A 15,661-nucleotide genomic window follows, 5' to 3' on the forward strand; every position below is an offset into this window, starting at 1 on the left:
CATCCTTTCCAGGAGCACGATCATGGCAGTCATCAGCAGTCCGGTCTACGACCCGAAAACCACCGCCACCAATCTGGCCAACAACTACGTCGCCCCGACCAAGGCGATCCTCGACGCGCAGGGCGCGCAGGCCAAGGCCACCACGGCCGCGCTGACGCAGCTCGGTTCGGCGCTGAGCGCGTTCCAGGGCGCGCTGGCCGGCCTGACCACCGGCAGCAAGACCGTCACCGCCAACGCGGCCACGATCAGCAACCCCTCGGTCGCCACCGCCAGCGCCAACTCGCGCGCCGTGGCCGGCACCTATTCGTTCTATGTCGAGCAACTCGCCACCGCCGGCCAGGTCTCGTACAACGTCGCCGACAGCACCGCCACCAACGCCGGCTCGCTCAACATCGCGCTGGCCGACGGCTCGACCTTCCAGGTCGCGCTGACCAACGCCGACAGCGACCTCGACGGCAAGCTGAGCGCGAAGGAAATCGCCGCCGCCGTCAACGTCGCCGCCACCAACAATTCGCGCGTGTCGGCGTCGACGATGACCATCAACGGCACCTCCAAGCTGGTGCTGACGTCGACCCAGACCGGCGCCGACAACGCGGTCGCCTCGATCGACGTCAGCGGCCTGGGCGACCCGGCGCTGCAGGCGGACCTGTCGGCCAAAACCGTGCTGAGCGCGGCGAGCAACGCCATCGTCTGGATCGGCGGCCAGAACGGCACCAAGATCGAGCAAGCCTCCAACACCATCACCGCCATCGACGACATCAGCTTCACCGTCACCCAGGCCCAGGCCGCCAACGCCACGCCGGTGACGCTGACCGTGGCCGCCGACAAAAGCGGCACGGCCGCCAACGTCCAGGCGTTCGTGACCGCCTATAACACGCTGCTGGGCGCGATGAACACGGTCAGCGGTTCGGGGGCCGAAGGCGCCGCCACCGCGCTGTACGGCGACGCCGGCATCGCCTCGCTGCGCGACCGCCTGGGCACGGCGCTGCGCGCGGCCACCGGCGGCCAGTCGCTGATCAACTTCGGCATCTCCGCCGGGCGCGACGGCATGCTCACGCTCGACACGGCGCGCCTGAACAAGACCGTCGGCGCCAATCCCGCCGCGCTCGACACGCTGTTCGGCAAGGCCGGCGTCGGCACCGACCCCGGCACCGGCGTGCTGGGCGCGATGAACAAGCTGGCGTCCGGCTGGACCAACCTCACCACCGGTTATATCAGCGCCCGCAAGGACGTCGCGACCAAGCAGCAAAGCGACGTCACCGACCGCCTGGCGACGCTGGAAAACCAGTTCAACAACGCCTACAAGCGTTATCTGGCGCAATTTACCGCGCTGCAGCAGCTGCAGTCGTCGATGACCGGCACCTCCAACCTGTTCACGTCGCTGTTCTCCTCCGACAGCGATAGCTAACCCGCAGTCCCGCCGCGGCAATCGTGCCGCGGATTCTTACCCGTACGGTGAACCCATGTTGAACCACGAAGCTTATAGCAGTTACCACTCCACCAATCTGGACGCCCAGGTGGCAAGGGCGTCGCCGATCGAACTGGTGCTGGTGCTGACCGACGGCTTGCTCGAGGAACTGGCGCGCGCGCGCGGCCACATCGTCGGCAAGCGCTACGAGCTCAAGGCGAACAGCCTGAACAAGTGCACCGACATCATCAACGGCTTGTCGAGCTCGCTGGACTTCGACAACGGCGGCGACGTCGTCGAAAACCTCAGCCGCCTGTACGACTACTGCGCCGGGCGCCTCTACACGGCCGGCGTGAGCCTGGACCCGGGCATCATCGACGAGGTCACGACCTTGCTGACGACCATCAAAAAAGGCTGGCTGGGCGTACAGGCCAAAAATGGATAGGCAAGCGACATTGCTGCAGATGGCCAAGAAGATGAACGCCGCCATCGCCGCCGAGGATTGGAAGCTGCTGGCGGCGCTGAACACGCTGGTGGCGGCGACCTTGCCGCAAATGGCGGCGCAGGGCCAATGGAGCGGCGCCGAACGGGCCGCGCTGGCGGCCCTGCATGACATGCACCGGCAAGCGGTACGCCGTTGCGACCTCGCCACCGAAGACCTGGGGCGGCGTCTGAACGAAATGCAGGCAAACAAGGAGGGGTGGCTGGCCTACGCCCTCGACAGCGAACAAGCAGACAACGGAATTCAAGCATGAGCATCACAATGAACAGCGTCCATTACGCCAGCGCCGCCGACAAGGCGGCCCAGGCCGCCAAGGCGGACTTCACCGCGCCGGTCGCCGCCAATCGCGGCCAAGCCGCGCGCGCCGGCAATGCCGCCGCGCCGGCCAGGGAGCCGGCCCAGCGCAACGCGGCGGCCGCGAACCCGCGCCCGGGCGCCGGCCAGGCCGCCCCGGCCAGGTCGCCGGCCAGCCCGGCCCCGGCCAGAACCGCCCAGTCCGGCACCGCCGCACAAGCGGCCAGGACCACGTCGTCCGGCAAGAGCGCCGAAGCGGCCGACCTGGCCGACGAGCCGGTTGCCGATGCGCCGCTGGCCGCGCCGTTCGCCCAGATGCTCAATCTGGCGGACCTGTCGGCCGCCGTCCAGGACGACGGCGCCGCCGCGCCGGCCGCCGATGCCGCCGACGCCACCGCCGGCGCCGACAGCGGCGCCGCCGCCACCACCGCCGCCGACACCCTGCCGGCAATGATCACCTCCATGCTCAGCGCCGGCGCCGCCCCCGGCGGCACGCAGGCGCTGGCCGCCGATGCCCGTGGCGAGACCGTCAGCGCCGTCTCGACGCTGAGCAACTCGGCCACGCGCCTGAACCTGGCCGCCGCCAGCATCGCCGTCAATGTGGTCGCGCCGCAGCGAGCCGCCGATGCCGCCGCGCTCGCCGCCGCACAGCAGCAAGCCGGCACCGGCGCCGGCGCCCAGGGCCTGCCCAACGGCGCCGCCCAGGGCGCCCCCGCCCGGCCAACCGGCGGCGACGCCGCCGGCGCCAACGCCGCCGCGCCCGCGCTCGACGCCGCCGCCCCGACCGCGGCCAACGCCGGCCCGGCGCCACGCGCGCCCGCCGAGGCGGCCGCCGGCCAGCGCGCCGACGCCGCCCCATTGGCCGGCGCCAGCGTGGCCAAGGACGAGAACCGCGCCACCGCCGCCGCGCCGGCCGCCACCAGCGCCAGCGCCGGCTTGACCGCGGGCGCGCCGGCCGCGCCGGCCGCGCCGGGCGCCACCGTCAAGCTGGCCGGCACGCCGGAGCAGTGGCAACAGCCGCTGCGCCAGGCGCTGGGCGACCGCCTGCAAATGAACCTGCAGCGCAACAACGACCACGCGGTGATCCGCCTGGAACCGCCCAACATGGGCAGCATCGAGATCTCGATCCGCCACAGCGCCGGGTCGCTGCAGGTGAACCTGTCGGCCAACAACAGCGAAGTGCTGCGCCAGCTCAACAGCATCGGCGACAGCGTGCGCCAGGACTTGTCGACGCGCCAGTTCGGCGACGTCGCCGTGACCGTGTCGTCGAGCCGCGCGCAAGCGCAGGCCCAGGGCGACGGCGGCGGACGCAACGGCCAGCAGCGCGGGCAGGACGACGCCCGCACGCCGGGCCGCGCGCTGTCCGAGGATGGCGCCGCCTCCCTCTTTGCCATGACGTCCGAGCAGGAGTAATCAGTAGATGAAGAACATGAAAATGATTGTCGCGTTCGCCCTGGTGGCGGTGGTCGGCGCCGCCGTCGCCGGCGGCGCGGTGTGGTACATGTCCAAGGGCGACGAGGCCGCGGCCGAGGAACACGACGCCAAGGGTGGCAAGGACGGCAAGGAAGCGAAGGCCAAGAAGGCCAAGAAGGAAGAGAAAAAGGATGAAACGCCGCCGAAATACCTGACCGTCGACAAGGTCATCATCATGCTCAAGCGGGTGCCCACCGACACCTCGGCCCACTACATGTCGGCCGACCTGGTGATCACCACCAACGCCAAGCTGGAGAAGGAAGCCAAGGAGCACTTGCCGATGCTGCGCAGCGTTGCCGTGCGCACCCTGTCGAACCTGCCGATGGCCACCGCGCAGGTGATGACGATCGACCAGTTCGCCAATGAATTGAACAAGGCCTTCGACGAGACGTACGAGCAGGAAGGCCGGGAAAAACCATTTTCCGAGGTCATGATCGGCAAACTCATCATCGAGTAGCCGCAGCGGCATGAACACGAGTGGAGCGGGCATGGCCTACACAGAGCAGTATGCGGAAACTTACGCCGAGGGCTACAGTGAAGACGGCAAGGCGCCGGTCATGCACAGTGCGGCCGACGAGCAAAAGTATCTGCTCGCCTATGCGCCGTTGGTCAAGCGCATCGTGCGCCAGCTCAATTCGCAGGTCGCCGGCGCCATCGACCGCGACGACATGGAGCAGATCGGCCTGATGGGCTTGCTGGAGGCGCTGCGCCGTTATGGCGAGCCCGACGGCGGGTTCGGCAGCTACGCCAGCCTGCGCATCCGCGGCGCCATCCTCGACGAACTACGGCGCCAGGACTGGCGCCCGCGCGCGGTGCGCCAGCAAAGCCACAAGCTGCGCGACGCGGTGCGCGCGCTGACCCGCAAGCTCGGCCGCGAGCCCAGCGAGCAAGAGATCACCACCGGCCTGGGCTTGACGGCCGAGGCCTACCAGGCCTACCAGCTCGACGAGAACGCCGAGCTGATCGCCAGTTTCGACGAGATCCTGCAGGACAGCGTCAGCAACGAGAGCGCGCCCAGCCCGGAGGACCAGCTGATGGTGCGCCGCAGCCTGGAACAGGCGCTGCGCGGGCTCGACGAGCGCGAGCAGCGGGTGGTGCAAATGTATTACGAATTTGAGCTCAGCTACAAGGAAATCGCCGCCGTGCTGGACCTGACCGACGCCCGCGTCTGTCAGCTCAACAAGGCGGCGCTGGGCAAAATGAAAGCCGTGCTGCAGGCCTGAATCGTTCGGGACTGCACCAGGAATTAGTAAATGACGCGGAAAGGCGAATCATCATGCAGCAAATAGTCGGCATCCTCATCGTTTTAGGCAGCGTCTTCGGCGGCTTCTTCATGATGGGCGGCTCGTTCCATCAAATCTGGCAGCCGATCGAATTGATCGTCATCGCCGGCTCGGGCCTGGGCGCGCTGGTCATCGGCAACCCGACCCACGTGCTCAAGGAAATGATGACCCAGATCAAAAAGATCGTCACCAAGAAAAAGTACGACTCCGAATTCCAACGCCAGCTGCTGCTGCTGATGTACGAGCTGCTGCAACTGGCCGCCGGCGGCCTCAAGGCGCTCGACGCCCACGTCGAGGCGCCCAAGGACAGCCCGCTGTTCCAGCGCTATCCGCGCGTGCTGGAAGAGCCCAAGCTGCTGGCCTTCATCGTCGACAACTTCCGCCTGATGGCCATGGGCAAGATCAACGCGCACGAACTGGAAGGCGTGCTGGAACAGGAACTGGAAGCGATCCACACCGAGCTCGAGCAGCCGGCCAAGTCGCTCGGCAAGATCGGCGAGGCGATGCCGGGCTTCGGCATTCTGGCGGCCGTGCTGGGCATCGTGATCACCATGAGCACCGTGAGCGAAGGCGCGACGTCGGGCGAGATCGCCGAGCACGTCGGCGCGGCCATGGTCGGTACCTTCATCGGTATTTTCCTCTGCTACGGCTTGATCGACCCGCTGTGCAACATGATGAAGCAGCTGGTCAATTCGGAAGGCTCGAACAAGGAAACCGTCAAGGTGGTGCTGGTCACGCACGTGGCCGGCAAGCCGCCGCTGCTGGCGATCGACGCCGGGCGCCGCCTGGTGGCGCTGAACATCAAACCGAGCTTCGCCCAGCTGGAACGCTGGATCAACGACCTCGAGGGCCGCGACAGCGAGCCAGCCGACAACGCCAGGGGAGGTCGTGGTGCTAAAGCCGCATGACAAGGGGCATGACCAGACCATCGTCAAGCGCGGTGGCGGCAAGCACAAGCACGACGACCACGGCGGCGCCTGGAAGGTGGCGTTCGCCGACTTCTGCCTGGCGCTGATGTGTCTGTTCCTGGTGCTGTGGCTGATGGCCGCGCGCAACACCGAATCGCTGGAACAAATCCTCACCGAGGCCAACGGCGCCAAGACCGACCAGGGCAAGGGTGTCATGCCGCAGCAGGTCGGCGGCCCGCGCGGCAGCCTGATCGACCGCTACCCGATGCCGCACTTCGGCACCAGCGACGCGCCCGGCGAGAAGACCAACGCCCAGGGCGAGCCCGACCCGGTGCCGCCGCTCAAGCAGGACAAGGTCAAGTACGAGTCGCAAGCCGACCTGGCCGCGCTGTCGAAGGCGCTGACCAAAATGAGCGCCGAGTTCGGCCTGACGTCGAACCTGGAAGCCATCATCACGCCGTACGGCCTGCGCGTGATGCTGCACGACACCGACCGCCAGGGCATGTTCGTGCGCGGCAGCGCCGTGCCGACCGACAAGTTCAGCGCGCTGCTACGCAAGATGGGCCCGCTGTTCAAGAAGATGGAAAACCAGATGCTGATCGTCGGCCACACCGATTCGCTGCAGTACGCCGACACCAGCTACGCCGCCTTCTCGAACTGGACGCTGTCGTCGAACCGCGCCATGTCGGCCCGCGCCCAGCTGCTGGCCGGCACCATGAATCCGGAATCGGTGCTGCAGGTGGTCGGCATGGCCGACCGCGCGCCGCTCGACACGAAGCGCGTCGACGCCGGCGTCAACCGCCGCATCGAGCTGCTGATCCTGACCACGACGCAAGCGAAGATCATCGCCGCCATGTTCGGCATGCCGGACAACTCGGTGCCGCTGACCGACGAGATCCACACCGCCCTGCCCGACCGCGGCCTGCTGGAAAAGCTGCGCGACTCGCTCGGCGGCGGTGGCGCCCAGCGCCAGCCCGCGCCCGAGCCGCGCCGCGGCGGCAACAACAGCGGCAACAACAGCGGCAACAATTAAGCGGCAACCTTTAAGATATCGTATGGAAACCAAGCCAAGCAGAGGCACACGTATGAGAATCACGACCTCCACCCCCGACGGCATGACCGTCCAACGCGTGGCCGACGCCGCGCCGGTCGACGCCGGCGAGGCCGCCGCGCCCGCCCCGGCCGCCGCGCCGCTGCAGTCGGCCGTCATGCAGCCGGCGCTGCGGGCGATGCGCGAGATGCCCGACATCGACCAGGAAAAGGTCGACATGCTGCGCGACGCGCTGGCCAAGGGCGAACTGCCGTTCGATCCCGCCAAGCTCGCCGGCCTGATCCAGCGCTTCCACGGGAGCGAGAAGTGAACCATGCGGTCAACGGCGCGCCGGACGACGGCGCCCGCCAGATCGCGGCCATGACGCGTCAGGACGCCATGCGCGTGCTGCTGGCCGGCATCGCCGACGATTTGCGCGCCTACCCGGCGCTGCAGGAGCTGCTGGAGCAGCAATTCCAGGCCGCGGTGCGCCACCAGGCCGCGCCGCTGGGCCAGGCGGCCGAGGCCATCGCGGCCCTGGTCGACACCTTGCAGGCGCGCCGCGCGCAGCGCGTTGCGCTCGCGCAACGTTTACTTGGTCCAACTGCCAACATGGCCCAGGCATTTGCCTTGCTGAAAAATGCTGCACGGGAGAAAATAGAGTCCGACTGGAAGACGCTGGAAACCATGGTGGTTGAATGCAAGCGTCTCGGCAAGCGCAATAGCGACTTGCTGTTAGAACAGCACACCATCATGCAGCGCGTGCTGCATGGCGAGGACCAACTCTATGCGCCAGCTTAACTTTATGCCCGCGACGGCGCCGACCGCCGCCACCGTATCGAACATGACCGCCAGCCGCCCCGTCGCGGCCGTTGGCGCCTTCTCGTCGTCCTCCTCTTCCTCGTCGTCCGGCAACTTCGCCTCGACCTTCCGCCAGGTGCAGCAGGATGTCGCCACCTTCATCAGCCACGGCGGTGGCGGCTTCGGCGATCCGGCGCCCTCGCCGTCCGCGTCCCAGGCGCTGAGCCTGCAGGCGATGGCGTTGCAGCGCTCGAGCGGCGCCATCGACGGCGAATATACGGGAGTCAACGCCGGGACCGGCGCGGGCGGCATCGACAGCGATCTCCAGAAACAATTTCTGGCCTCTATCAAACCGTGGGCCGAAGAGACCGGCAACAGGCTGGGCGTCTCGCCGGACGTGGTGGCCGCCCACGCCGCGCTCGAATCGGGCTGGGGCCTGCAACCGCTGCGCAAGGGCGGCGCCGACACCAACAACCTGTTCGGCATCAAGGCGGGCGGCAACTGGAAAGGCGCGGTGGCGGCCGCCACCACCACCGAATACGAGCAAGGCGCGATGTTGAAAAAGACCGAGCGCTTCCGCAGCTATCCGGACGCGGCCAGCGCCTTCCGCGATTACGCCGATATGCTGTCGAGCAATCCGCGCTACCAGGCCGCGCTCAACACCGGCAACGACGCGCGCGCCTTCGCCACCGGCCTGGCGCGCGGCGGCTACGCCACCGACCCCGCCTACGCCGACAAGCTCAGCAAGCTGGCGGCGCAAGTCCAGCGCGGCGCCGGCGCGACGATCGATTCCAAGCCTTAAGTCGCATGCGGATCCGGATCACGACAAGCCAACCCCTCGGGTTGGCTTGTTCGCTTTGCGGGCGCCGCGCGGCGCCCCGGGCGGGCAACGCGCTACGGCTTGATCGACACCGGCATGTCGGCCGGTTGCACGGTGCCGGCGCCGGTCACCTTGGCGCGGATGATGGTGCCGCTGGCGTTGCGCACGCGCACCAGCGAGCCGCGCGCGCCGGCGTCGAGCGCCTCGCCGGCCATGCTGACCTCGACCTGTTCGTTGCGCGCGACGATGCGCACCGCCTCCCCGCGCTTGACCAGGGTCGGCGAGGCCAGCAGCGCCATGCGCAGCACTTCGCCGCCGCGCAGGGCCCGCTTGCCGCTCATGCCGACCACGTCCTGCGGATCGGAGACCGGGTCGGTGATATTCGAAATGTCGTGGCGCTCAAGCAACACATCTTCATCTGCAATAACTTTGCCCGCCGGCACGTCATTGGCCGCGACGGCGATCCGCGCCGAGATCTGCGCCCGCACCACGAACTCGTAGCGCCAGCCCGGCGCCCCCGGCCCGGCGCTGCAGGTCGCCGCGAACTTCATGCGTCCCGGCGCGCGCGTATCGACCGCCTCGACCGTGACACCCTGCCCGCAAGCGGCCAGCGGACGGCTGCCGCGCAACACATTCAACTCGAATTTGGGCTCTATCAAACCGCTACTGTCTGCCCAGCGCAACACATATTGGCGGGCCGCGGCCTCGACCAAAACGGGTACCTGTTCGGCGTTTGTGGGGCTGGAGGCGGCCCAAGTGTTAAAAATTGTTGTGCTAAGCAGCAACATTCCACCTAAACCAGTTACAATACTTTTGTTGAACATGGGCAATACCTCTACTATGATGCGGAGAGCGATGGTAGTTAAACCGCAGTGCCGTCATTTTACATTGGCGGTAACGTTTTGCACTCATGCAACACCGTTTTTTAGCAACGCAGCTTGAATTGGGACAGGGGAAGACTATGGGCATCAACTTCAAAGAAGCGGCAGGGGTCCACGCCGACGCGCTGCAGCTGCGCGCCGAACGCACCCGCATCCTGGCCACCAACCTGGCCAACGAAAACACGCCGGGCTTCCAGGCGCGCGACATGGATTTCGCCGCCACCTTGGCCAACACCCAGGCCGAGGCGGCCGGCGACATCGGCGGCGACGACGGCGCCGCGTCGATGTACCGCGTGCCCTACCACCCGACCCGCGACGGCAACACCGTCGAGGTCGGCGTCGAGCAGGCCGCGTTCTCGCAGAACGCCTCCGACTTCCAGACCAGCCTGACGTTCGTGACGATGCGTCTGCGCGGTCTCGCCAAGGCCATCAGTGGCCAGTGAGCGCGCCGCCGTCCACCCGGCCGCAACCGAGCGCAGCATCGCCCGCATCAACCACGGAGTAACCCATGTCCTTTAAGAATATTTCCGAGATCGCAGGTTCGGCCATGTCGGCCCAGAGCGTGCGCCTCAATACCATCGCCAGCAACCTGGCCAACGCCGATTCGGTCAACGGCAACGAGGCCGACACCTACCGCGCCCGCAAGCCGGTGTTCTCGGCCGTCATGAGCGACAGCTTCGACGGCGACCTGCAGGCCGGCGGCAAGGTGCAAGTGCTCGACGTGGTGCAGTCGTCCGAGCCGCTGCGCAAGGTCTACGAGCCGGGCCATCCGATGGCCAACGCCGAAGGCATGGTGTTCTACCCCAACGTCAACGAAGTGGCGGAGATGGCCGACATGATGTCGGCCTCGCGCGCCTTCGAAACCAATGTCGAAGTCCTGGGCCGCATCCGCGGCATGCAGCAATCCCTCCTCAAACTCGCTGAAGGTTAAGCCATGGCAGTCAGTCTCCTCAACAACAGCAGCGCCAGCGCCGGCAACGCCGGCACCAGCGTGACCGGCAATGCCGCCAGCGCCTCGTCGGACATGTTCACCAAGTTGCTGGTGGCGCAGATCCAGAACCAGGACCCGCTGTCGCCGACCGATCCGTCGCAATTCGTCCAGCAGCTGACCCAGCTGTCGCAGACCGAGGCGTTGCAGAACCTGTCGCAGCTCACCAGCGCCAATTCGAGCGTGCTGCAAAGCATGCAAGTGATTTCGCTGGGCGCGCAGGTCGGCTCGGACGTCATGGCCGAAACCGGCACCGTCAAGATCGACGGCAAGACCGCCATCAGCGGCCAGACCACGCTGGCCGCCTCGAGCACCGCGACCACCGTGGTGCTGACCGGCGACGACGGCACCAAGTATTCGGTCAAGCTGGGCACGCAGGCGGCCGGCACGGTGCCGTTCACGATCGACACGGCCGGCCTGAAGATCCCCGCCGGCACCTACAAGATGTCGGTCGAGACCAGCTCCAAGGAAACCCCGCCGGTCGACGTCCAGGGCCGCCTCAACAGCGTGCGCCTGTCGGCCGCCGGCGGCGTCGTGCTCAACGTCAGCAACATCGGCGAAATCGCGCCGACCTCGATCACCGCCTTCAACGGCAAATCCGCCTCTGCCATTCAATAATCTTTACTTAGGAAGGACTCCATCATGAGTTTCGATATCGCATTGTCTGGCATCCAGGCCATCAACGAATCGCTGAACAGCACCAGCCAGAACATCGCCAACGCCGGCACCTACGGCTACAAGTCGTCGCGCGCCAACTTCTCGTCGCTGGTCTCGGGCGACGTCCAGACCGGCGTCATGATCGGTTCGACCACGCAAAGCATCAGCAAACAGGGCGGCGTGCTCAACACCGGCCGCGCGCTCGACGCCTCGATCAACGGCCGCGGCTTCTTCGTCACCAAGGACCAGAACACCGGCCAGACCGAATACACCCGCGTCGGCATCTTCGACGCCTCCAAGGACGGCTACCTGGTCGACGCCACCGGCCGCAAGGTGCAGGGCTACCCGATCAAGCAAGGCAGCACCACGCTCGGCGCGCTGGGCGACGTGCCGATCCCGACCGGGTCGATCCCGGCCGTGGCGTCGAAAAACGTCGACTACGTCGGCAACATGTCGGCCGACTGGACCGCCCCGACCGGCACTTGGCCGGCGGCGCCCGGCGTCACCCCCGCCGCCCCCGCCGACCCGGCGACCTTCAACATGTCGAAGGCCTCCGTGCTCTACGACTCGCTGGGCGGCAAGCACACGCTGACCCAGTATTTCGCCCGCAACGCCAGCCCCAGCGGCGTTGATGTCCATTATGTGCTCGACGGTACGGAAGTCGGTAGCGGCGCATTGGCGTTCGACACCACCACCGGCCAGCTGACCACGCCGGCCACCGGCAAGATCGCGCTCAATCTGTCGACCCTCACCGCGCAGAACGGCGGCAAATACAATTCGATCGACATCGACTACGCCGGCACCACCGGCTTCGCCGGCGAGGCCACCACCTCGGCCAACGCCGCCGACGGCTACGCGGCCGGCACCTTCACCGGCATCGCGCTGGGCACCGACGGTTCCGTCATCGCCAGCTACAACAACGGCCAGAAGCAGGCCGTCGGCCGCCTGGCGATCGCCACCTTCCCCGACGAGGGCTCGCTGCAGGCCATCGACGGCACCAGCTGGATCGAGTCGGTCGATTCCGGCACGCCGCTGGTCAACGCGCCCGGCGTGGGCATGGGCGGCAACATCAACACCTCGTCGCTGGAGCAGTCCAACGTCGACATCACGTCCGAACTGGTCGGCTTGATGACGTCGCAGCGCAACTATCAAGCCAACTCGAAGGTCATCCAGACCGAGAGCACGATGCTGCAATCGCTGATGCAAGCGATCTAAGGAACGACTGAGCCATGGACGCGTTGCTTTACACAGCGGTGAGCGGGGCCGAACGGGCCCTGCGCGGACAACAGGTGCGGGCCAACAACCTGGCCAACATCGACACGGGCGGCTTCCGCGCCAATATGGAATTGGCGACGGCGCAAACCGTCCAGGGCTACGGCTACGACGACCGCCACATGTCGCAGCTGCAGGCGAACTCGGTGTCGACCCGCCAGGGCACGCTCAAGGCCACCGGCCGCGAGCTCGACGTGGCCGTCTCCGGCGCCGGCTTCCTGGCCGTCGACGGCCCGACCGGCGAGGCCTACACCCGCGCCGGCAACATGGCGCTCGACGAGAACGGCACCTTGCGCATCAACGGCAACGTGGTGCTGGGCGAAGGCGGTCCGATCACGCTGCCCGAATACAGCAAGATCGACATCGGCGCCGACGGCACCATCTCGATCCAGAATCCGGGCACGACGACCATGCAAACGGTCGACAAGCTGCGCCTGGTCAAGGCCGAGGGGTCCGAGCTGACCAAGAACGAAGCGGGCCTGCTGATCACCCGCGACGGCGTGCCGCTGGCCACCGACGCGACCGTGGTGATCCGCGCCGGCCACCTCGAGGGCAGCAATGTCTCGGCGGTGGAGGAAATGGTCGCCACGATGAGCCTGAACCGCACGTTCGAGATCCAAATGAAATTATTCAAGGCCAGCGATTCGATGGCCGAGTCCGGTAACCGCCTGATCAGCGGCTAAGCTGATCCCAGTACCCTTTACAGGAGCAATTCATGAATCCAGCAATGTGGATCAGCAAGACCGGCGTGCAAGCGCAAGACCAGAAGCTGCAAGCCATCGCCAACAACCTCGCCAACGCCAACACCGTCGGCTTCAAGCGCGACCGCGTGGTGTTCGAGGACTTGTTCTACTCGATCGAACAGCAGCCGGGCGCGCAAGTGGCCGACAACAACACGCTGGCGCCGTCGGGCGTGCAGCTCGGTAACGGCGTGCACATGGTCGGCACGCAAAAAGTGTTCACCAACGGCAGCCTGCAAACGACCGGCCGCGACCTCGACGTCGCCGTCATGGGCAACGGCTTCATGGCCGTGCGCCAGCCCAACGGCGAAACCGCCTACACCCGCGCCGGCCAGTTGCAGGTCGACGCCAACGGCATCCTGGTCAACGCCCACGGCCTGCCGCTGATCCCGCAGATCACCGTGCCGCCCACCGCCACCGCGCTGACCATCGGCGAGGACGGCACCGTCTCGGCCACCATCGCCGGCACCGCCACCCCGAGCCAGCTGGGCCAGTTGACCCTGACCAGCTTCATCAACCCGACCGGCCTGATGGCGCTGGGCGAGAACCTGTTCGCCGAAACCGCCTCGAGCGGCACCCCGACCGAAGGCGCGCCGGGCACCGCCCAGTGGGGCAAGCTCAAGCAAGGCACGCTGGAAGGCTCGAACGTGCAAGTGGTCGAGGAAATGGTCGACATGATCGCCGCCCAGCGCACCTACGAAATGAACACCAAGGTGCTGTCGGCCGCCGACAACATGCTGCAATACCTGGCGCAGGCGGCCCGCTGATGAACGCCGCATTGCACACCCTGGCACTGGTGGTCGCGGCCTCGCTGCTGGCCGGGTGTGCCGCGATCCAACCGCCGCCGGTGCGCCCCGGCCCGTCGGACGAGGCGCCGACGGTCTCGCGCGTGATGGGTCCGAAGGGCAGCTCGGGCGGCGTCTACAGCCCCGACGTCGGCCTGTCGCTGACCTCCGACAGCCGCGCCTTCCGCGTCGGCGACGTCGTCACCGTCAGCCTGCAGGAAACCACGCAGGCCAGCAAGAAGGCCGGCACCAGCTATTCCAAGGATTCGGACAACAACATCAACGCCCCCAGCCTGCTGGGCAAGGTGTTCCCCAAGGCGTCGATCGGCCTGGGCTCGTCGAGCAACTTCGCCGGCGACGCCACCAGCACCCAGCAAAACGCGTTGACCGGCGCCATCACCGTGATCGTGCAGGAAGTGCTGCCGAACGGCCTGCTGCGCGTGGCCGGCGAAAAAACGCTGACCCTGAACCAGGGCGAGGAATTCGTGCGCCTGCGCGGCTTCCTGCGCGCGGCCGACATCGACGCCAACAACCAGGTGTCGTCGCTGCGCATCGCCAACGCCCGCATCGCCTATTCGGCGCAGGGCACGCTGGCCGAGACGCAATCGGCCGGCTGGCTGTCGCGCTTCTTCACCGGCCCGTACATGCCCTTCTAAGGCGGCCGTTTTAATTACTGGATGAACATCATGAACTTCCGCACGCTGCACCGCCTTCTCGCCCTGCCTTTGGCGCTGTGCCTGACGCTGACCGCGACGGTGCCGGCCCACGCCGCGCAAGTGCTGCGCAACCTGGTCGCCGTCGAGGGCATGCGCGACAATCCGCTGGTCGGCTACGGCCTGGTGGTGGGCCTGAACGGCAGCGGCGACTCGACCCAGGTCAAGTTCGCCAGCCAGTCGGTCATCAACATGCTCAAGCAGTTCGGCGTCAAGGTGCCCGACGGCACCGACGCCAAGTCGAAAAACGTCGCCACCGTGATGGTGTCGGCGGTGTTCCCGCCCGGCTACCGCAAGGGCCAGAACATCGACGTCGTGGTGTCGTCGATGGGCGACGCCAAAAGCCTGCGCGGCGGCGCCCTGCTGCTGACCCCGCTGCGCGCGGCCGACAACGAAGTCTACGCGCTGGCCCAGGGCAACGTGGTGGTCGGCGGCTTCAGCGCCCAGGGCAAGAGCGGCTCGTCGGTCACGGTCAACACCCCGACCTCCGGCCGCATCCCGAGCGGCGCGGCGATCGAGCGCGAGATCGCCACCGACTTCGCCACCAAGCCGAGCGTGCGCCTGTCGCTGCGCCACCCGCACTTCCAGACCGCCATTAACATTGTCGATTCGATCAACAAGCGCTTCGGCGACATCGCCACCGCCAGCGACGCCACCAGCGTCGACGTCGTCGCCCCGGCCAACCCGACCCAGCGCATCGCCTTCATGGCCAGGCTCGAGGCGCTGTCGATCGACGTCGGCGACGATTCGCCCAAGGTGGTGTTCAATTCGCGCACCGGCACCGTGGTCATCGCCGAGGGCCTGCGCGTGCGCGCCGCCGCCGTCACCCACGGCTCGCTCAAGGTGGTGATCTCCGAGAGCACCAAGGTCAGCCAGCCGAACGCCCTGGCCGCCGGCAACACCGTGGCCACGCCGCAATCGCAGGTCAGCGTCGACCAGGGTTCGGGCCAGATGTTCAACTGGCCGGCCGGCGCCAAGCTGCAAGGCATCATCGACGTCATCAACAGCCTCGGCGCCTCGCCCGACGACATCATGGCGATCCTGCAGGCGCTCGACCACGCCGGCGCCATCGAAGGCGAACTGGTCGTTATTTAACCGTCATTGAA

The 15,661-nt window shown here is 67.1% G+C and carries 20 protein-coding genes; 19 read left to right on the plus strand and 1 reads right to left on the minus strand.

Translation table 11 applies throughout. The features are described from left to right. Window positions 1–22: 22 nt before the first annotated feature. Genes fliD through BMX85_RS01860 form a run of 11 tightly spaced genes read left to right on the plus strand, consistent with a single transcriptional unit; the run spans window position 23 to window position 8,501 of the window. Complete coding sequence (fliD, locus tag BMX85_RS01810; RefSeq protein ID WP_090313980.1) at window positions 23–1,408, plus strand: flagellar filament capping protein FliD; 1,386 nt, start codon at window positions 23–25, stop codon at window positions 1,406–1,408. A gap of 55 nt (window positions 1,409–1,463) precedes the next feature. Beyond that, window positions 1,464–1,853 carry a flagellar export chaperone FliS gene (gene fliS, locus BMX85_RS01815; RefSeq protein WP_090313981.1) on the plus strand — a complete coding sequence of 130 codons (390 nt, stop codon included), beginning with the start codon at window positions 1,464–1,466 and terminating at the stop codon, window positions 1,851–1,853. Next, window positions 1,846–2,163 (plus strand): hypothetical protein, encoded by a 318-nt coding sequence (locus tag BMX85_RS01820; RefSeq protein WP_090313982.1) that lies wholly within the window; start codon window positions 1,846–1,848, stop codon window positions 2,161–2,163. Before fliS ends, BMX85_RS01820 begins: the two co-directional genes overlap by 8 nt. Beyond that, window positions 2,160–3,617, plus strand: coding sequence for a flagellar hook-length control protein FliK (locus BMX85_RS01825; RefSeq protein ID WP_090313983.1), 1,458 nt, complete (start codon window positions 2,160–2,162; stop codon window positions 3,615–3,617). The genes BMX85_RS01820 and BMX85_RS01825 overlap by 4 nt, the downstream gene beginning before the upstream one ends. A 7-nt stretch (window positions 3,618–3,624) precedes the next feature. Next, window positions 3,625–4,134 carry a flagellar basal body-associated FliL family protein gene (locus BMX85_RS01830; protein WP_090313984.1) on the plus strand — a complete coding sequence of 170 codons (510 nt, stop codon included), beginning with the start codon at window positions 3,625–3,627 and terminating at the stop codon, window positions 4,132–4,134. Window positions 4,135–4,165: 31 nt separating this feature from the next. After that, a complete protein-coding gene (locus BMX85_RS01835; RefSeq protein ID WP_090313985.1) occupies window positions 4,166–4,900 on the plus strand; it encodes a FliA/WhiG family RNA polymerase sigma factor in 735 nt (244 codons plus the stop codon). Between the two features lie 53 nt (window positions 4,901–4,953). Then, window positions 4,954–5,868, plus strand: coding sequence for a flagellar motor stator protein MotA (gene motA / locus BMX85_RS01840; protein WP_090315135.1), 915 nt, complete (start codon window positions 4,954–4,956; stop codon window positions 5,866–5,868). Beyond that, window positions 5,852–6,901 carry a flagellar motor protein MotB gene (locus tag BMX85_RS01845; protein ID WP_090315137.1) on the plus strand — a complete coding sequence of 350 codons (1,050 nt, stop codon included), beginning with the start codon at window positions 5,852–5,854 and terminating at the stop codon, window positions 6,899–6,901. Before motA ends, BMX85_RS01845 begins: the two co-directional genes overlap by 17 nt. 52 nt (window positions 6,902–6,953) lie before the next feature. Then, window positions 6,954–7,229, plus strand: coding sequence for a flagellar biosynthesis anti-sigma factor FlgM (locus BMX85_RS01850; protein WP_090313986.1), 276 nt, complete (start codon window positions 6,954–6,956; stop codon window positions 7,227–7,229). Beyond that, the gene (gene flgN, locus BMX85_RS01855) at window positions 7,226–7,699 is read left to right on the plus strand and encodes a flagellar export chaperone FlgN (protein ID WP_229210239.1); all 474 of its coding nucleotides are present in this window, start codon (window positions 7,226–7,228) and stop codon (window positions 7,697–7,699) included. Before BMX85_RS01850 ends, flgN begins: the two co-directional genes overlap by 4 nt. After that, window positions 7,686–8,501: a glycoside hydrolase family 73 protein gene (locus BMX85_RS01860; RefSeq protein WP_090313987.1), complete on the plus strand. Its 816-nt coding sequence runs from the start codon at window positions 7,686–7,688 to the stop codon at window positions 8,499–8,501. Before flgN ends, BMX85_RS01860 begins: the two co-directional genes overlap by 14 nt. A 92-nt stretch (window positions 8,502–8,593) precedes the next feature. On the opposite strand, the gene flgA is transcribed toward BMX85_RS01860, so the two are convergent. Continuing rightward, the gene (gene flgA, locus BMX85_RS01865) at window positions 8,594–9,178 is read right to left on the minus strand and encodes a flagellar basal body P-ring formation chaperone FlgA (protein ID WP_229210240.1); all 585 of its coding nucleotides are present in this window, start codon (window positions 9,176–9,178) and stop codon (window positions 8,594–8,596) included. A 302-nt stretch (window positions 9,179–9,480) separates the two neighbouring features. Here flgA and flgB point away from each other — a divergent pair, with 302 nt between their 5' ends. The 8 genes from flgB (at window position 9,481) to BMX85_RS01905 (ending at window position 15,650) form a co-directional block, all read left to right on the plus strand. Continuing rightward, window positions 9,481–9,843, plus strand: a complete 363-nt coding sequence (gene flgB / locus BMX85_RS01870) for a flagellar basal body rod protein FlgB (RefSeq protein WP_090313989.1) — start codon at window positions 9,481–9,483, stop codon at window positions 9,841–9,843. A gap of 65 nt (window positions 9,844–9,908) precedes the next feature. Then, complete coding sequence (gene flgC / locus BMX85_RS01875; protein WP_090313990.1) at window positions 9,909–10,331, plus strand: flagellar basal body rod protein FlgC; 423 nt, start codon at window positions 9,909–9,911, stop codon at window positions 10,329–10,331. 3 nt (window positions 10,332–10,334) lie between these two features. Then, window positions 10,335–11,006, plus strand: a complete 672-nt coding sequence (locus BMX85_RS01880; RefSeq protein ID WP_090313991.1) for a flagellar hook capping FlgD N-terminal domain-containing protein — start codon at window positions 10,335–10,337, stop codon at window positions 11,004–11,006. Between the two features lie 24 nt (window positions 11,007–11,030). Further along, entirely contained in the window at window positions 11,031–12,260 is a 1,230-nt protein-coding gene (locus BMX85_RS01885; RefSeq protein ID WP_090313992.1) for a flagellar hook protein FlgE, read from the plus strand. Window positions 12,261–12,274: 14 nt separating this feature from the next. Further along, entirely contained in the window at window positions 12,275–13,000 is a 726-nt protein-coding gene (locus tag BMX85_RS01890; RefSeq protein ID WP_090313993.1) for a flagellar basal body rod protein FlgF, read from the plus strand. A 32-nt stretch (window positions 13,001–13,032) separates the two neighbouring features. Further along, the gene (gene flgG / locus BMX85_RS01895; RefSeq protein WP_177196627.1) at window positions 13,033–13,824 is read left to right on the plus strand and encodes a flagellar basal-body rod protein FlgG; all 792 of its coding nucleotides are present in this window, start codon (window positions 13,033–13,035) and stop codon (window positions 13,822–13,824) included. After that, entirely contained in the window at window positions 13,824–14,498 is a 675-nt protein-coding gene (gene flgH, locus BMX85_RS01900) for a flagellar basal body L-ring protein FlgH (RefSeq protein ID WP_090313995.1), read from the plus strand. The genes flgG and flgH overlap by 1 nt, the downstream gene beginning before the upstream one ends. A gap of 30 nt (window positions 14,499–14,528) precedes the next feature. Then, window positions 14,529–15,650 (plus strand): flagellar basal body P-ring protein FlgI, encoded by a 1,122-nt coding sequence (locus BMX85_RS01905; RefSeq protein ID WP_090315140.1) that lies wholly within the window; start codon window positions 14,529–14,531, stop codon window positions 15,648–15,650. The last annotated feature ends 11 nt before the right edge of the window (window positions 15,651–15,661 follow it).

It is taken from the genome of Duganella sp. CF517 (genome assembly GCF_900110275.1).
Classification (GTDB): Bacteria; Pseudomonadota; Gammaproteobacteria; order Burkholderiales; family Burkholderiaceae_D; genus Rugamonas.